The following is a 17,513-nucleotide window of genomic DNA, read 5'->3' as shown; positions in this document are numbered from 1 at the left end:
ATTGGGTTGAACAGGGATTTTATAGGTCGAATCCTAAACGAACCCCCAATTTGTTGGCGATCAGTTTATTGATTCTCACTTTTAGTTCCGGGATCCGTACACTTTCCAAAACGTTGTTGGCAAATGCATACATAAGTAAGGCCCTGGCCTCCTTTTTTGGAATCCCCCTGGACTGAAGGTAAAATAAGGCCTCCTCATCCAATTGTCCAATAGTACAGCCGTGGGAACATTTTACATCATCTGCAAAAATCTCCAATTGCGGTTTTGTATTGATGGTAGCCCTATCACTAACCAAAATATTATTGTTTTGCTGAAATGCATTGGTCTTTTGGGCAATCTTGTCCACAATAATCTTCCCGTTGAAAACCCCTGTGGCATTTTCCCCATAAATACCCTTATAGTCCTGGTGACTTTCGCAGTTGGGCTGAATATGGTGCACCAAGGTATGATGATCCACATGCTGCTTTTCCTCAATAATGGTAACCCCCTTCATGGTAGAATCTATACGTTCCCCATTTTGGTAGAAATTAAGATTGTTACGGGTCAATTTGCCCCCAAAAGAAAAAGTATGGACGCTTACAACACTCCCGTCCTTCTGATCAATATAGGTATTATCTATCAGCGAAGCGGTGGTTAAATCATTTTGCACCTTATAATAATCCACATTGGCATTCTTGGCCGCAAATATCTCCGTTACCGAATTGGTAAACACTTCATTGGCCGTTAGACTCTGATGGCGCTCTATAATCTGCATTTCCGCATTTTCCTCTGCAATGATCAAATTTCTAGGCTGTAATAATAGCGCAGCTTCATTACCAGTTGAAAAATGAACAATCTCTATAGGCTTTTTCGGAATCTTATTTTTGGGAATATAAATATAGGCTCCCTCTCTGCTGAATGCAGTATTCAACGAGGTCAAGGAATCATCCTTGGACGCTATTTTGTTGAAATAGACATCTATTATCTGCTTGTACATAGGCTTGTTCAAAGCAGAGCTCATTAAACATACATCTACACCATCATGGGTAGTCTCCGACAGAAAGGAACTGTATACCCCATCCACAAAAACAATCTTGAAGGTATCTATTTCATGAAGAAAATATTTTTTCACATCCCTGTATTCCAACATACTCTCCTTTTTAGGAAAGATGCTGAAATCTATTTTCTGTAGTGTATTTAAGGAAGTATATTTCCAGGCCTCCTCCTTTTTGGAAGGAAACCCCTTTGTCTCAAAATTCTTAATGGCCTCCGATCGTATATCGTGTACCGGATGATCTACATCCACACTATTTTCAAAAGCCAAGAATGAGGAAACTAATTTTTCTTTTAAATCCATCTTTTTTGCAAGTTGTAATGTCTAAATGTTAAATGTTCGAAAGTAATATGTCTAATTATCCAAATACTTGATAAACCCACTTAACATTTTAGATATATTTTCAATTTTTTCCTTTAAAATAATAAACTCTTCTTTCTCCAAATATCCTAAATCCAACGCTAAATACAATTGAGATCTTACCTCTCCCGCAGAAGCCTTTGAAACATATAGGAAATGAATAAATTCTCTATTTGTATTTCTTTCAAACCCTTCCGCAATATTGGAACTTATAGATACTGAAGCTCTCCTAATTTGTCTCTTTAAATCAAAATCCTTTTCAAAATCACCCCTATTCGTCAGCTCATAAATAGCTTTATTGAAATCCCTACTTTCTTTCCAAGCATTTATTTCTTCAAACGAATTTATTTTGGCCATCTCTTGGAATGCTATCAGAAAGCAATTTTGACTTTTAAACTTTCAACATTGAACATTATAACTAAATAACGGTCTCCTGTTTCAACCAATCATATCCTTTTTCTTCCAATTCCAAAGCAAGATCCTTGTTGCCAGATTTTACGATCTTTCCATTGTGTAATACGTGTACAAAATCCGGTACAATATATTCCAACAGGCGTTGGTAGTGGGTAATAACTATAACAGCATTATCCTTGCTCTTTAATTTATTTACCCCATTGGCCACGATACGCAAGGCATCTATATCCAAACCGGAATCAGTTTCATCCAAAATGGCCAATTTGGGCTCCAACATAGCCATTTGGAAAATTTCATTACGCTTTTTCTCTCCTCCAGAAAAGCCTTCGTTCAAAGAGCGCGACAAAAATTTTCTGTCGATCTCCAACAATTCAGATTTCTCACGGATCAACTTCAACATATCCTTGGCTGGCATATCTTCCAATCCCTTGGCCTTTCTGGACTCATTGATTGCCGTTTTCATGAAGTTGGTAACGGAAACTCCAGGTATTTCCACAGGATACTGAAAGGACAGAAATACACCCTTATGTGCCCTGTCCTCTGGTGATGTGTCTTCCAGGTTTTCACCTTCCAAGAAGACCTCTCCTTCGGTAACCTCAAATTCTTCCTTTCCGGCAATAACGGCTGCCAAGGTACTTTTACCTGAACCGTTTGGCCCCATGATGGCATGTACTTCACCTGCATTCACCGTTAGGTTTATTCCCTTTAATATCTCCTTATCCTCTACTCTAGCGTGTAAGTTGTTAATTTTCAGCATTGTTCTTAATTCTAATTATTCAAAATAATTGGCCGCCTTCGGCATTTTACTAAAATCTAATTTTTATGCGTAAAGAAATAGAAATGTTACCCCTGTGTTTAAAGGTCCCACTGGTCTATTTAAAAATTTCTGTTATCCTACAGATCCCTCTAAACTTATTTCCAATAACTTTTGGGCTTCCACCGCAAATTCCATTGGTAATTTATTCAGTACTTCCTTACTAAAACCATTTACGATCAAGGCAATTGCCTTTTCCGTATCTATTCCCCGCTGATTACAATAGAAAATCTGATCCTCCCCTATCTTACTGGTTGTGGCCTCGTGTTCTATTTGTGCGGACTTGTTTTTTACTTCTATATATGGGAAGGTATGTGCCCCACATTCGTTCCCCATAAGCAAGGAATCACATTGGGAAAAGTTTCTGGCATTATCCGCCCTACTGTTTACCTGCACCAATCCACGGTAACTGTTTTGGGACTTCCCGGCCGAGATACCCTTGGAAATAATGGTACTCTTGGTATTTTTCCCTAAGTGGATCATTTTTGTACCGGTATCCGCCTGTTGGTAATTATTGGTTACGGCTATGGAATAAAACTCCCCTATGGAATTGTCCCCTTTAAGAATACAGGATGGATATTTCCAAGTGACTGCAGAACCGGTTTCAACCTGCGTCCAAGATATTTTTGCATTCTTTTCGCACAAGCCTCTTTTGGTGACAAAATTGAAAACACCACCTTGCCCTTCTTTATTTCCCGGGAACCAGTTTTGCACTGTAGAATATTTAATTTCGGCATCGTCCAAGGCAATCAATTCTACCACTGCGGCATGCAATTGATTTTCATCCCTAGAAGGTGCGGTACAGCCTTCCAAATAACTTACATAACTTCCTTCATCGGCAATCACAAGGGTTCTTTCGAACTGTCCGGTTCCGGCCTGATTGATTCTAAAATAGGTAGAGAGCTCCATAGGACAGCGAACGCCTTTTGGAATGTAACAGAAAGACCCATCGGAAAAAACCGCAGAGTTCAAAGCTGCATAAAAGTTATCCTTTTGGGGAACCACGGAACCTATATATTTCTTGACCAATTCCGGATGCTCCTTTATGGCCTCAGAAATGGAACAAAAAATGATTCCTTTTTCGGCAAGGGTCTTTTTAAAAGTGGTTGCAACCGATACCGAATCCATTACGATATCCACGGCCACCCCGGCCAACTTCTTCTGTTCGTCCAAAGAAATACCCAATCTTTTAAAGGTATCCAGCAATTCGGGATCTACCTCGTCCAAACTATCGTATTTCGGTTTCTTGTTTGGTGCAGAATAATAGGAAATGGCCTGAAAATCAGGTTTTTTATACTTAACATTCGCCCATTCGGGCTCCACCATTTCCTTCCAGATTTTAAAAGATTCCAATCTCCATAAGGTCATCCATTCAGGTTCTTCCTTCTTTTTGGAAATAGCAATCACTATTTCCTCATTTAAACCATTGGGAAACGTATCCGATTCTATATCCGTATAGAAACCATATTCATACTCTTTGGTCTCCAGTTCTTTCTTTAATTCTTCCTCTGTATATGCCATTCTTCCTAATTTAACAATTGTTCAATGTAACAATTGGTTAATTACTTTTCATCTCTAATGCACGTTTTGGTACATTTTTACTTGTTCGTCATTGCTACATTAAAGAGAGAAACTCTCTCCACATCCGCAAGTCCTTTGGGCATTGGGGTTATTAAAAACAAATCCTTTGCCATTAAGTCCCCCGGAATATTCCAACACGGTACCCACTAGATAAAGAAAACTCTTTTTATCCACCACAATACGCACCGCGTTATCCTCAAAAATTTTATCGGTTTCCGTGGTTTTCTTATCAAAATTAAGCTCATAGGACAATCCACTGCAACCCCCGCTTTTAACACCTACCCGCACGTAATCCTTGCTGGCATCAAAGCCTCCTTCGGCCATTAGGGCCATTACCCTCTGCTTAGCTGTTTCAGATACTTTAATCATTCTTAATTGGATTTAATCTAAATAGTTTACAAATATAGTACATAAGTAGGGTTTTACCATATTTCCTAACATTAATATAACGAATAGCCAAATCAAAATTTCTTATAGACGAAAGGATGACTAAATAGGGCCATTTATTACGAGAGGATCGTTATTGGAAACACAGCTTGGACATATCTTAGAAATTATGGTCCAAAATCCCGTATTATGGTATATAACCAATGGTTTTTCAAAGTAAAAAATTAGCAAATACTCCGGATAGAGCTGCATAAAATATCTATACGGATTGTCCGTTGGACCAACAGTGAGAACCCATTGACCAGGTTTTGTAAGAAATATTGCCCAAATAGTTCTTTTTGGAAGCCTTAAAATAACTGGGCATAATAAGAACCTAAGGTTTAAGGTTTTTTAATTCCAGAGCTGTCCACAGGTTTTTTGGTCATGGTATACCAGGTTTCCGTTGACCACAGTGATTGGCCATTTTCACTTTTAAAAGGTTTTGTTATATGTATGTAAAGCACCTTGTTTTCTTGAATACCGTCAATCTCCAAAAATACTTTTTTCCTATCTGCAGATAGGTTCACCGTTTTGATCTTAAGCTCTTCCTCTCGCAATTTTGGACCTCCATATTCCTCTGTGGCTTCATAATAAAATTGTTGCGCCTCAAAAGCATAGGCATTCACCAAATCATCAGAAGCTATCGGCTGGGTAAATTCTATTTCCATACCCTTGCTTTTCGCCCTGACCGCCAACATTTCAAAAGTGGATTTTTCATTGTATTTAAAGCGATGTAAGGCATACCAAAGTCGCCCTTCATGCCTCCAATTGCCGCCGGATCCCACCCCGCCGGCATACAGGTTGCCATCGGGGCCCCAGACCGTCCTGTTTATTCCAGCATCCAATCCTTGAATAAAACGAAAAACAGCTCCTTGTTTTACGCCTTCCACCTCATCAATAAACACCCTTTTAATGCCGCCATGGGTAACATCGCCATGAATCATTTGATCCTTATAGGGTCCGATATTCAAAATGGCAGGTTGACTTGGGGAATTGCTAATTTCGCCATGCGGAAGCCATACCAATGGAGGATCTTCCTTATAATCCTTTACCCGTTCCCAATCCGCATGTTTAAAGCCATAAAATTTGCCCTTTTCCACACGTACAATTTTACTTGTTGGTATCCAATTGCCCTGGTTATCGGCCACATAAAGTGCCCCATCAGGTCCTTCTGCAATACCATTGGGGGTTCTAAAGCCCTCGGCTATAACCTCCACTTCACTTCCGTCCTTGCTAATTCTTACTACCTTTCCCCTGTCCTTTACTTCTTTAAATTCCGAACCTAAGTCCGTTGCCAAGGTGGCATAAAAACTACCCTCCTTATAAACCAATCCAAAGGCAAATTCATGATAATGTGAGGTAACGTTCCAGGAGTCACAAACTTTTTGATACTCGTCTATTATCTCATCACCATCGGTATCGATCAATTTGGTAAGCTCCTGTTTTTGCAGCACATAAAGTTCCCCATCTACCATTTTAATTCCCAAAGGCTCGGCCAATCCCTTGGCTATTTGTTTTACTTCTATAGATTCAGGGTCTTCGGTATTATAGTTTTTCAAAATGTACACAGAGCCGGAGGCGTCCCAGGTACAGATGACCATTTTGTCCTTGTCTATAAAATCTATACCGCCTATCCTGGGATGAAATTCCGAGGGCTTGGCCTGAAACATGTCGAAAGACGGGTGCACCGCATTCAAGGGCATTTGGTCACCGGGAACCGTACTCGCCCTTTTTGAAACATAAGGCAATAATTTCCGAAAAGCACTGGTGTCGTGATAAAAAACGGAATCCGGGACCACAGTAAACTGCTCGCCATCATCGGACCATTGAAGCGAAAGACCATAACCTCCGCCACCTTGTTGAAATTGCAGCAAAAATTCATTCCATCCCTTTTCCAAAACCGCCAATGCGTTTACGGCCTCAGCACCATGATCCCCTCTATTATCAATTATTTCGGAACCATTAAGCTTCAATACCGAACCATCATCACTAATTAGTCTAAATGTTTTGTTTGCCTTTTTATCAGATTTTATAAACCCTTTAAACTCCATATAGAAATGTTCGGTTATTTCTCCCAACACCCCGGAGGTAGGTAAATGAATAGCAGGAGCGATTCCGTTTAATATTGGCAGGGTGTTCTTGGTCAGATCCTCATACAGATCCCCACTATCATTTACCAAATATAAACTTACTGCGGCCCCGGTCTGTTTTTCCTTTTTATCACCACCTCTTCGATCCTCATTGTCCAAGGCAAAAGTGATGTCGGGTGTATTCAATGCAATATCCACAACCCTTTCCTGAGGTTCAGGCTCACCATCCAAGGACAAAATGTAAAAGGTCATATTCTGTGCTTCGGACCTGGAAATATCAGGATGGGCAGACATGGGGATAGCTCCCCAATTCCCGGTTCCGCCCAGCCTAATTTTGTCTGCCAAGGCATCAATACTGGCCCAATTAAAAGGGTACCTCTTAGCAATGGAATCATATGCAGGGCCAACCAGATTTTCGTTTTGAAGATGACAGGCACTACAATCGCTACTTTCAACTATTTTTGTTCCAACCGCGATCATTCCCATATCATCTTCTTTTGGGGGTGCCCAATCTGCCGGAACAGGATTAAAATACGTCTTAACCACAGTATTTTGAGCAAGCTCCAACCCATTGTTATTTTCATTTCTTTTACCCCCCTGCAGGACTTCCCTAAATATCAATTCATTGTCAGTACCATAATTCAATACGGGTACCAGGTCTTTGGATGAACCTTCAAGAATAGTAAAGGTTCTAACCAATCCTGTACGACCTTCTTCACATGTGTACTCAGGAATTTCACGAATCTTAACCGATTTTCCTGTTTTTGATATCAATTCAAGATTTATTCCTACTTGGCCGTTAATCATGGAGTAACCCATATAATTGATTTCAGGAATTTCCATTCCATCTTCACTCTTTAAACTCCATTGTGTTTGCTGGGAATCATCCTGCACATAGGCAAAACCAAAACTTGTAGGTTGTATACCATGGGCCGTGGTATAAACGGCTCCCTCATAATTAACCCCGCCTTTCCATACTTTGTACAAATTTCCGGATTGCAGGTTGTAACAAGTATACAAATCCTTGTTCAGGGCAACCGTGAACATTCTTGGTTGTTTATCCATGACCGATCTAAACACCCATGTATCAATAGGTCTTTCATAATTTACTTTATGCTCACATGAGAGATTAAGAACTATAAAAAACAAGATAATGGGCAGGCGAGGGAAAATGGTATTTTTCATTTTTTAACTATAAAAACTTTTTGGTAAAATAATATTACAAGATATAATAAGTTTGCCAATAAGGCGGGATTAGTTCAACTTGCAATTTTCAGTGCGTCCTACCGACTACTCAAAATTGAGTTTCACTAATAAATTTATACTACAAAATGTATTTCCATTCCATATATTTACCGTTGAACCACTATTTACAACTATTTGAAATCTTCTAATAGAATACAGTTTCCAGACAATAACTGATAAATTAACAAAATATATAGAAATTTATTAAATCATCTTTATGTAGATTACAGAAAATTAATTTAAATTCAAATCCATTTTAAAAAAATAGAAAACTTTCAAAAATTATGTCCAAAAAAAAGACCGCATTTAGTAACAATTCGAGAAGAGATTTTATTAAAGGTACCGGCTTGGCAACTGCCGGATTTATGATCGTCCCAAGACACGTATTGGGAGGTCCGGGTTATGTTGCCCCAAGTGACAAACTAAATATTGCCGGCATAGGTGCCGGTGGTAAAGGTAGAAGTGATATTGCATCATTCGCAGAAAGTCCCAATGTTAATATTGTAGGGTTTTGCGATGTGGATGACAGACAGGCCGTAGAGTCCAGGAAATCGTTCCCAAAGGCAAAATACTATGCCGATTTTAGGACAATGTTGGAAAATGAAAAGGACAATATTGACGCCGTTTCGGTATCGACTCCAGATCACAATCATGCCGTTGCCGCTTATATGGCCATGTCCATGGGCAAGCACGTTTACGTTCAAAAACCTTTGACACACGATATCTGGGAGGCTAGAATGCTTACCGAAGCAGCAAAAAAATTCAAGGTAGTTACCCAAATGGGTAATCAAGGTGGATCTGGTGATGGAGTCCGTAAAATGAAAGAACTCTATGATACAGGTATTATAGGCGATGTCCACACGGTGAAATGTTGGACCAACAGGGCCATATGGCCACAAGCATTACAGACACCAACTAAAAAAGATAAAATTCCAAAAGGCTTAAACTGGGACCTATGGTTGGGAACAGCTGAAATGCGCGATTATAATGATGCCTATCTTCCTTTTGATTGGAGGGGCTGGTCCGATTTCGGAACAGGGGCATTAGGTGATATGGCCTGCCATATTATGGATCCTGTATACAGAATTCTACCAATTCTATATCCTAACCAAGTTGAATGTAGCGTTTCCGACTCCTTTAAAGGGAAATTTGAAACAGCTGATTATCCTAAGAGTTTCCCCAATTCCTCTAAGATACACTTGAGCTATCCAAGAACCGATGGCAAAGGCACTGTAAAAGTTACTTGGATGGACGGCGGACTTCTACCGGAAAGACCAGACGAAATGGGAGATGACGAAGCTTTGGGCAACTGGGATGGTGGTGTACTATTTATTGGTACCAAAGGAAAATTATTGGCCGACTGTTATGGTGCCAATCCAAGATTGCTTCCGTTATCTTTAAACGAACAGTTCGAAGTTGCAGAAACAATTGCGAGAGTTCCGGAAGGTCACTATTTACAATGGGTAAATGCCTGTATGGCGGGTTATGGCAATGCCGAAACCAGTTCTTCATTCGATTATGCCGGTCCGTTTACCGAAAGTATCCTTATAGGTAACTTGGCCCTTAAGGCCTATTTTGAAGTAGACCCTAATGCCGATCAGAGCAGTTTCTGGGGAGGTTCAAAATACAACGGAAGAAAACGCTTGTTGTGGGATGCAGAAAATATGAGGGTTACCAACTTTGAACCAGCCAACAAATATGTAAAACGTAACTATAGAGCTGGATATTCTTTAGGATAGACCACTTAATTATAATTTTAATAAAAAACGCCGGACTAGGTAAGTATCTTGGAATACTTATTTAAGTCCGGCTTTTTAATGCCAATTTTCCTCTACCCGAAAATCCACTAGGAAAGTCTTTATTTAGCACAAAGAAAGGATATAATGGATTTACTACTTATTTTTGCAGCATGATAGAAGACAAGAATCAAGAAAAGACGGGACTGGATCAATTGGGAGAGTTTGAATTGATAAAACACCTTACCAAGAATTTCACCTTACAACATACTTCCACTATTAAGGGTATAGGCGATGATGCCGCGGTCCTGGATTTCAAGGACAAGAAGGCCGTAATATCTACAGATCTATTGATTGAGGGCGTGCATTTCGACCTTAGTTATATGCCCTTAAAGCACTTGGGCTATAAGAGCGTTATGGTAAATTTATCCGATATCTATGCCATGAACGCCACGGCCACACAAATAACGGTTTCCATTGCCGTTTCCAATAGATTTCCTTTGGAAGCTTTGGAAGAATTTTATAGCGGGGTTGCCCTGGCCTGTGAAATATATAAGGTGGACCTAGTTGGGGGAGATACTACTTCCTCTACAAAAGGAATGTTGGTAAGTGTTACAGCTATAGGGGAAGCCAAGGAAGAGAATATTGTATACAGAAGTGGGGCCAAACCTAACGATCTATTGGTAGTTTCGGGAGATTTAGGTGGTGCCTACTGTGGTTTACAGGTTTTGGAAAGGGAAAAAGAAGTTTTCAAGGTAAATCCAAACAATCAACCTGACCTATCACCTTACACCTATATCGTAGAACGTCAATTAAAGCCCGAAGCCCGAAGGGACATAAAAGGCTTGTTAGAAAAGTTGGAGATCCTCCCCACCGCTATGATCGATATCAGCGACGGACTTTCCTCCGAAATTTTACATATTTGCGATAAAAGTGAGGTGGGCTGTAATTTATTCGAGGACAAAATTCCGCTAGATCCTACCGTAATTTCGGCATGCGAAGAATTTAAAATGGACAGTACATTGGTAGCCTTAAGTGGAGGTGAAGATTACGAATTGTTGTTTACCATAGACCAAAAGGATTTTCCAAAAATAAAGGGTAATCCACATTTCACGGTAGTGGGCCATATGACCGAGAAGAATGAAGGCGTTCATTTGGTTACCAGAAGCAACACCAAAATCCCTATTACCGCCCAGGGTTGGAATTCATTTTCATAAAGGAAAGGTATCTATTGGGATTATTTAGAAAAAAGAATTCCCGAAAACCTAGGACGTTCCTTACTTAACTGTCGTGGGGCGCAGGACAGCCAAGAATATGGGCGTTCTATTAATTAACGGGAATAACTTCAAAAACTCCGATACCGCTTAAGGTCGGAATTAAATTGCCAAGCATGGTTTAGGCTACCTGTTGGGTAGCCCTATGTCTTTTCTGATAAATATCTTGTAAGGTATTGTTTATATCCTGCAATTCCGGGGTCAAGTTGGATAGATTTCCACTTACATCCGTAGTCACCTCTTTATTACAATGAACACATTTGTATTCCTTGATGTGTAAGGTAACCTTCTTGGAAACTATGTAGTGGTGTCCAAAAATGCTGCAGCATAGGGCGCTGAGTCTTGTTCCATAGTCTGTCATAACTTTCTTCATAACGCAGGTTTTTAGGTGGCATTGGTAAGGCTTAGGGGACCGTAAAATGCAAAAATTAAACTTTAGGTTAACTGGTGAAAGCACTTATTAAATGTCTTTCAGATAATTAACGCCAACACCCTTCCTTTTATTGAGTGCAACCTGTTTTTTTTTCGTTTTTTTTTAGCAAAATTTGATTTTTTCGACCAACTGCACATATTAGGTGTTTATATACCAAATTAAACTAAACGGTTTTTAAACTATCTTTCGCCAAAATTGCCTTTAATGCACAATACTAAGGATACCCTTGTCACCTCCTTTGCACTATTCTCCTTATTTTTTGGGGCAGGAAATTTGATTCTCCCACCCCTATTGGGGTTTCAGTCTGGAAATTATTGGTGGCTGGTGGCCCTGGGGTTTGCAATGTCTGCGGTCTTGGTACCCATATTGGGAATTTTGGCCCATGCCAAAATACAGGGTACCATTTATGATTTTGGAAAAAAGGTCTCCCCTAATTTTAGTCTTATCTATTCCTTATTGATTTATGTTATTTCCTTGAGCTTGCCCTCACCACGTACTGCTGCCGTTACCCATGAAATAGCAGTACAGCCCTTCTTCAATTCTTCTGCCCTCCTCAGCAGTGTGGTCTATTTTTCCTTGGTTTTTATTTTTGCTATAAATCGATCCAAATTATTGGACATACTGGGCAAATTTCTTACCCCTGCCATCATATTAATTTTGGTTTTGATAATCGTTACGAGCCTTTTTACGTTCGACTTCAATTTTGGGGCCACCGAAATTACCAGTCCTTTTAGCCATGGAATTTTGGAAGGCTACCAAACATTTGATGCCATTGGGGCGGTAGTGGTCGGAGGCGTGATCATTGTATCCATCAATCTAAAGTCCAACGCATCCTTTAAAGACAAGAAAACTTTGGTCCGCAATGCGGGCTGGTTGGCGGGCTTAAGCCTTTTTATAATATACACCGGCCTTATCCTTAGCGGAGCCCTAAACCACAACAATTTTGAATTGAATATCACCAGAATAGAATTGCTTTCCGGAATAAGCAAGCAAAGCCTAGGGAATAACGCCAATATTTTCCTAAGCATTTTGGTAAGTCTGGCCTGTTTTACCACTGCCGTGGGCATTGTTACAGGGTCTTCCGATTTTATGAAGGACCGGCTCCCCAAATACAAACATGCCTATCTGCTAACGGCTATAGTGGGCTGCCTTCTTGGGATTGTAATGGGGCAATTTAATGTGGCCTATATTATTACGGTAGCTTTTCCCGCACTTATGTTTATATACCCCATTACCATAATATTGATCCTCCTTAACGTAATTCCAGAAAAATGGGCCTCACCAATGGTGTTTAAGACCGTGGTAATCACTACCGTCATTTTTAGCATCCCGGATTTTTTGGGCAGTTTGGGAAACTGGGGCCCTAAAAAGGAAGTTTTTGACTGGATACCTTTTAGTGCCTACCAGTTGGGCTGGGTTTTGCCAGCTGTGGCTGCTTTTGCGATTTCGAATATGGCTGAAAAAGGCGCGTTAGGACAAAGACCCCGATCGGTTTGAATTAACACTCCGTATAAAGTTGATTTTTTGATTGAGTCATAAATTTAGCCCCATTATTCACAACCGCCTTCTTATTGAATGAAAAGACGGATTATCCCTATTTAAGTTTTTCATACTCAGTTTTGAATGAACTAAACATGGAAGTGATAATTTGTTTGGGATCGCCATCAGAAAGACTTTCAAATGAAATATAGCCCCGATAACCTTGGTTTTTAATTATAGCGGCAATTTTCTCCATATCTACCGGGGTTTTGATGCCACTTGGGAAAATATGTTCTTTGATAAACCAATAATTTGCATAGGGAGCCAACTTTTCAATTTCATCATAAGGATTTTCGGCATGCAAGCTTCCTATATCTAGAATTAACCCAAACCATTCAGAGTTGACCCTTACTATTATATCAATAATTTCCTCACTTGTGAATAAAAATTCATTGTGATTTTGTAAACCTACGATTACGCCCTTTTCAGCTCCGTACTTAGCACAGATTTTGTACTCATCTATAAGCCACTCCTTTACTTCTTTTTTGGAAAATCCATCATCATTGTATTTTCCAGTAAAAACCCTCATGATCGTAGCTCCTAAACTGGATGAAACCCCTAACCATTCTCTTATCATGTCGCTGTCAACCTTACGGGCAACGGCATCAGGGTTAACAAAGTTATTTCTAATACCGGTCCAAGTGATATTCAGACCAAGTTCCAACGCTTTTCGTTTTAAACCAAAAAGTTCACTATTGGATGGGGGATCTGGGTATGAAGAGAAATAATATCCGGTCAGATCCACTGCATCCAAACCTATATTCGCAGCAAATTCCATCATATCATAAAATGTCATTTCACCACTTCTTAATGCGGAATTGAAGGAAAATGCATTGACACTATATTGTAGTCTATTATTGGCCAAAGGTTCAGAGTAATTGCCAGCCATAATATTCCTTGTTCCCAATAGCAATGGAGCGAGTGCCATACCCCGAATGAAATTTCTTCTTTTATTATCCATATTTATATTCAATTTTGGATTCCAAACAACAAATATTCCAATGTTCCGCCTGTGGCTGGTATAATACCCCGCCTTGCCGGTATGTTAAGTTATAGGAACTTGAATTAATAAACAAGGTAATTTACCTCTTCTCAATAATAATAAAACCTTTCCCTAAAAGAGGAATTCTAGTTTTGCCTTGCTTCTAACAGCTTCATATAGCAGTTGTGACCTCTAACTATCCCAAAACGGAGCACAGGCATGGAGTGGGTAAAAAAAAAATTCCCGAGGCAGGGCCATCGGGGATCTTCTAAATTATAAACTTGGTCTTTGCACTATGTACATTTTGCCTATATATGCTCCAAGAATTGGACTTTGTTTCTAAGCATTCATCAGCTCTTCAATCTCGGCTGCTTCAATAGGTATATTTGCCATGAGGTTAAAAGGAGCTCCTTTTTCTTGGATTACCACATCGTCTTCCAATCTTATTCCCATTTTTTCCTCCGGAATATAGATTCCGGGCTCCACAGTATATACCATGTTGGCCACCATAGGTGTTTTTAAAGCCCCATAATCATGAGTATTTAACCCTATGTGATGACTGGTGCCATGCATAAAGTACTTTTTATAGGCGGGCCAGTCCTTATCCTCATTCTGAACATCGGCCTTATCCAGCAAGCCCAAGCCCAACAACTCTGAAGTCATTAGCTTACCTACTTCCTTATGATATTCCCCCCACATAGTACCGGGTACCAACATGGCCGTAGCGTCATTCTTTACCCGTAGTACGGCTTCATAAACCGCCTTTTGCCTTGGGGTAAACCTGCCGTTGACAGGAATGGTGCGGGTAAGATCACTTGAATAATTGGCGTACTCGGCTGCTACATCCATCAATAACATATCCCCATCCTTACATTCGCGATTGTTTTCTATATAATGCAGTACGTTGGCATTGTTGCCGGACGCAATAATTGGGGTATAAGCAAAGCCCTTGGACTTATTACGAATAAATTCATGTAGCAATTCTGCCTCAATTTCATATTCCATTACCCCTGGCTTTACAAATTGCAATAGGCGCCTGAATCCCTTTTCGGTAATATTACAGGCTGTTTGCATGATAGCAATTTCCTCTGGCTCCTTTACCCCCCTAATCTCTTGTAAAATCGGATTACTTTTGGCCCATTGGTGCGCAGGATAATCCTGTTTACATTTCATTATAAACCGATCTTCCCTTGTTTGGGTCTCCACGGCCTGACGGTAATGCTCGTTGGTATTAAAATATATCGTTTCCACTTCGGTCATAAGATCATAAAATATCTTATCAAATTCAGTCAACCAATAAATGGTTTCGATACCAGATACTTCCGTGGCTTTTTCCTTGGTCAATTTTTCCCCTTCCCAGACCGCAATGTGTGCATTGGTCTCCCTGACGAACAGGATCTCCCTATGCTTTTTCTCATGGGCATCAGGGAAAAGCAACAAAATGGTTTCCTCTTGATCGGCTCCACTTAAATAAAACAGATCCCTATTCTGTTCAAAAGGCATGGTGCTATCGGCACCAATAGGATAAAGGTCATTGGAATTAAAAACGGCAATACTTTTTGGCTTCATTCTGGCCATAAATTTCTTGCGGTTCTTTACAAACAAGTTGTGATCTATTTGCTGATATTTCATTTTTCTACTTTTATCGTCAAATTTAATAATTAGGAAATGCTTTACCCACAAACCGTTAAATGAATTTTAAAAACTGCCATTCCAAGTAGGGGAACTCCAAATTATTATATCTTCGCCCTTCCATTTTATAGAGAAGAAGAGACATGTACCTTTATTTATATGGTCTTTAAAAATTTGTCTATAGTTATGACCAAAATTCCACTCCTTATATTTCTAAGCCTAGTTTGCCTAAGCTGGGCACAAACAAAGAATTCTGCAGTTACCACAGACGATTATTTAAATATCCTTAGGAACAACCTTAGCGGGGATGAAGCCTATGAAACTACTGCATTCATAGAACAGTTTTGGCGGGTGGTAGGCAATGAAGGCTTTAATAAGAGCATCCACAAAGTGGCAGCATCCTTGCAAGCTGCGGGCTATGTTTTGGAAGACAACGCAACCAATACAGATCGTTTTACCTACAGACTGGAAAAAAGGCCCTTGCAACATCCTACTTGGGAAATTGTAGATGCAAACATTAGTCTAGTTGGGGAAAATACCCCATTGCTATCCTACACCTCCAACAGGAACATGGTTTATCTAAATTCCATTTCGACCCCAAAAAATGGAACAACCGGAGAGGTTATTTATGTCGAAGACATGAATGATCTTCAAAAGGTTTCTGTAAAAGGCAAAATTATTTTTACTGAAATAAATGCCCCTGAAATTTATACAGAAGGGGTGCTAAAAAAAGGTGCCCTGGGTATATTCAGTTATGACAATCCCGACTATTTAAAGCCCGATATAAATGTGAATTCCATCCAATTCCGAAGCTTGACTTTCGATCCCAAAAACACTTGGGGAATTGCCCTTTCCTACCGGGCAAGAGAAAAATTAAAGGCGGAATTGGAAAAAGGAAAAGTATATGCCAAGGTATTTATTTCCAGCAAAATGTATCCTTCCGAGGAACTAACCTTGGTTGCCAATATAAAGGGCTCCGAAATGCCAAAGGAAAGCCTGGTGTTCAGCGCACATGTTCAAGAACCTGGTGCCAACGATAATGCCAGCGGAGTAGGTGCCCAATTGGAAATGGCCACAGTGGTTGCCAAATTAATCAGGAATGAGAGTATTGATGCCCAGAGAACAATGACCTTTATTTGGGGCGATGAAATTATTTCCACAAAAAGATACTTACAAGAAAATGAGAAAAGGGCCAAGGGTATAAAATGGGGACTAAGTTTGGATATGGTAGGAGAAAACACTGCTATTACGGGGGGTTCTTTTTTAATAGAAAAAATGCCGGATCCAAGTGCCATATGGACTAGGGGAAAAGATAAACATACAGAGTGGGGCGGCAAGCTGCTCACCTTGGAAGATATGAAGCCCCATTACCTAAATGACTATATGATCCATAATTTTTTAAAGCAGGGAAAACTTGCCAATTGGGAGGTAAATACCAACCCCTATGAAGGTGGCAGTGACCATACCCCTTTTTTGGACAGCAATATACCCGGATTATTGTTTTGGCACTTTACGGATCAGTTTTACCATACCGATAGCGACAGATTGGATAAGGTCTCCCAAGAAACCCTTAAAAATGTGAGCATTGCAGCTTTGGCTAGTGCCCTTACCTTAGTAAATGGCGATTCCTATGCAGCAATGGATATCGTTAAAATAGTGAGGGATGCGGCAACAAATCGGCTTGCAGAGGAATTTCTGCTCAGTGAAAAAGCCATTAAAACCGGAAATCCCTTAGAAAGTGAGGTGGCTATAATAAAAGCTTGGGAAGATTGGTATTTAAAGGCCATTGCGTCAACAACAGACTTGGCCTCCCCGGAAAATACTGTAATTTTGGAGAAAGCAATTTTAGAGGCCCAGGCCATAATTGAATCCCAGGCAAAAATGTTTGTCGAAGAATTGGAAAAATAGGCTTATTGGGCTATTCCTAGGCATCAAATAAAAATGCCAATATTCA

13 protein-coding genes are annotated in these 17,513 nt (G+C 40.0%); 4 read left to right on the top strand and 9 right to left on the bottom strand.

The genetic code is table 11. The features are described 5' to 3' along the window. Positions 1–19: 19 nt before the first annotated feature. The 6 genes from sufD to U735_RS0123815 all read right to left on the bottom strand — a co-directional run bounded on the left by sufD (position 20) and on the right by U735_RS0123815 (position 7,903). Positions 20–1,336: a Fe-S cluster assembly protein SufD gene (gene sufD, locus U735_RS0123840; protein ID WP_031446221.1), complete on the bottom strand. Its 1,317-nt coding sequence runs from the start codon at positions 1,334–1,336 to the stop codon at positions 20–22. 51 nt (positions 1,337–1,387) lie between these two features. Beyond that, on the bottom strand, positions 1,388–1,750 hold the full coding sequence (locus tag U735_RS0123835; protein ID WP_031446220.1) for a four helix bundle protein: 363 nt from the start codon (positions 1,748–1,750) through the stop codon (positions 1,388–1,390). A 61-nt stretch (positions 1,751–1,811) separates the two neighbouring features. Then, positions 1,812–2,564 carry a Fe-S cluster assembly ATPase SufC gene (gene sufC, locus U735_RS0123830; protein WP_031446219.1) on the bottom strand — a complete coding sequence of 251 codons (753 nt, stop codon included), beginning with the start codon at positions 2,562–2,564 and terminating at the stop codon, positions 1,812–1,814. 132 nt (positions 2,565–2,696) lie between these two features. Beyond that, complete coding sequence (sufB, locus tag U735_RS0123825) at positions 2,697–4,142, bottom strand: Fe-S cluster assembly protein SufB (protein ID WP_031446218.1); 1,446 nt, start codon at positions 4,140–4,142, stop codon at positions 2,697–2,699. 99 nt (positions 4,143–4,241) lie between these two features. Continuing rightward, on the bottom strand, positions 4,242–4,571 hold the full coding sequence (locus tag U735_RS0123820) for a HesB/IscA family protein (protein ID WP_031446217.1): 330 nt from the start codon (positions 4,569–4,571) through the stop codon (positions 4,242–4,244). Between the two features lie 398 nt (positions 4,572–4,969). Beyond that, positions 4,970–7,903 (bottom strand): PA14 domain-containing protein, encoded by a 2,934-nt coding sequence (locus tag U735_RS0123815; RefSeq protein WP_051892319.1) that lies wholly within the window; start codon positions 7,901–7,903, stop codon positions 4,970–4,972. Between the two features lie 344 nt (positions 7,904–8,247). Here U735_RS0123815 and U735_RS0123810 point away from each other — a divergent pair, with 344 nt between their 5' ends. Both U735_RS0123810 and thiL read left to right on the top strand, forming a co-directional pair. Then, positions 8,248–9,702 carry a Gfo/Idh/MocA family protein gene (locus U735_RS0123810; RefSeq protein ID WP_031446215.1) on the top strand — a complete coding sequence of 485 codons (1,455 nt, stop codon included), beginning with the start codon at positions 8,248–8,250 and terminating at the stop codon, positions 9,700–9,702. A 170-nt stretch (positions 9,703–9,872) separates the two neighbouring features. Beyond that, positions 9,873–10,916, top strand: coding sequence for a thiamine-phosphate kinase (gene thiL / locus U735_RS0123805; RefSeq protein WP_031446214.1), 1,044 nt, complete (start codon positions 9,873–9,875; stop codon positions 10,914–10,916). Between the two features lie 178 nt (positions 10,917–11,094). On the opposite strand, the gene U735_RS0123800 is transcribed toward thiL, so the two are convergent. Beyond that, complete coding sequence (locus U735_RS0123800) at positions 11,095–11,346, bottom strand: hypothetical protein (protein ID WP_031446213.1); 252 nt, start codon at positions 11,344–11,346, stop codon at positions 11,095–11,097. Positions 11,347–11,610: 264 nt separating this feature from the next. Here U735_RS0123800 and brnQ point away from each other — a divergent pair, with 264 nt between their 5' ends. Then, entirely contained in the window at positions 11,611–12,903 is a 1,293-nt protein-coding gene (gene brnQ / locus U735_RS0123795; protein ID WP_031446212.1) for a branched-chain amino acid transport system II carrier protein, read from the top strand. A 97-nt stretch (positions 12,904–13,000) separates the two neighbouring features. Here brnQ and U735_RS0123790 read toward each other — a convergent pair whose 3' ends face one another. Together U735_RS0123790 and U735_RS0123785 are read right to left on the bottom strand one after the other, a co-directional pair. Continuing rightward, a complete protein-coding gene (locus U735_RS0123790; RefSeq protein WP_051892318.1) occupies positions 13,001–13,906 on the bottom strand; it encodes a sugar phosphate isomerase/epimerase family protein in 906 nt (301 codons plus the stop codon). 360 nt (positions 13,907–14,266) lie between these two features. Next, positions 14,267–15,559, bottom strand: a complete 1,293-nt coding sequence (locus tag U735_RS0123785; RefSeq protein WP_031446210.1) for an aminopeptidase P family protein — start codon at positions 15,557–15,559, stop codon at positions 14,267–14,269. A 186-nt stretch (positions 15,560–15,745) separates the two neighbouring features. Here U735_RS0123785 and U735_RS0123780 point away from each other — a divergent pair, with 186 nt between their 5' ends. After that, on the top strand, positions 15,746–17,467 hold the full coding sequence (locus U735_RS0123780; protein WP_031446209.1) for a M28 family peptidase: 1,722 nt from the start codon (positions 15,746–15,748) through the stop codon (positions 17,465–17,467). Positions 17,468–17,513 lie beyond the last annotated feature (46 nt).

It is taken from the genome of Arenibacter algicola (assembly GCF_000733925.1).
In the GTDB taxonomy this organism is placed as follows: domain Bacteria; phylum Bacteroidota; class Bacteroidia; order Flavobacteriales; family Flavobacteriaceae; genus Arenibacter; species Arenibacter algicola.
Note: the sequence above shows the minus strand (reverse complement) of the source record. Positions and strands in the feature narration are given on the sequence as shown.

Bases quoted from the DNA above. Each gene is read 5' to 3' on its own strand.
- U735_RS0123790 (WP_051892318.1), bottom strand. From the start codon at position 13,906: ATGGATAATAAAAGAAGAAATTTCATTCGGGGTATGGCACTCGCTCCA.
- U735_RS0123810 (WP_031446215.1), top strand. From the start codon at position 8,248: ATGTCCAAAAAAAAGACCGCATTTAGTAACAATTCGAGAAGAGATTTT.
- U735_RS0123800 (WP_031446213.1), bottom strand. From the start codon at position 11,346: ATGAAGAAAGTTATGACAGACTATGGAACAAGACTCAGCGCCCTATGC.
- thiL (WP_031446214.1), top strand. From the start codon at position 9,873: ATGATAGAAGACAAGAATCAAGAAAAGACGGGACTGGATCAATTGGGA.
- brnQ (WP_031446212.1), top strand. From the start codon at position 11,611: ATGCACAATACTAAGGATACCCTTGTCACCTCCTTTGCACTATTCTCC.
- U735_RS0123780 (WP_031446209.1), top strand. From the start codon at position 15,746: ATGACCAAAATTCCACTCCTTATATTTCTAAGCCTAGTTTGCCTAAGC.
- U735_RS0123820 (WP_031446217.1), bottom strand. From the start codon at position 4,571: ATGATTAAAGTATCTGAAACAGCTAAGCAGAGGGTAATGGCCCTAATG.
- U735_RS0123835 (WP_031446220.1), bottom strand. From the start codon at position 1,750: ATGGCCAAAATAAATTCGTTTGAAGAAATAAATGCTTGGAAAGAAAGT.
- U735_RS0123785 (WP_031446210.1), bottom strand. From the start codon at position 15,559: ATGAAATATCAGCAAATAGATCACAACTTGTTTGTAAAGAACCGCAAG.
- sufB (WP_031446218.1), bottom strand. From the start codon at position 4,142: ATGGCATATACAGAGGAAGAATTAAAGAAAGAACTGGAGACCAAAGAG.
- U735_RS0123815 (WP_051892319.1), bottom strand. From the start codon at position 7,903: ATGAAAAATACCATTTTCCCTCGCCTGCCCATTATCTTGTTTTTTATA.
- sufD (WP_031446221.1), bottom strand. From the start codon at position 1,336: ATGGATTTAAAAGAAAAATTAGTTTCCTCATTCTTGGCTTTTGAAAAT.
- sufC (WP_031446219.1), bottom strand. From the start codon at position 2,564: ATGCTGAAAATTAACAACTTACACGCTAGAGTAGAGGATAAGGAGATA.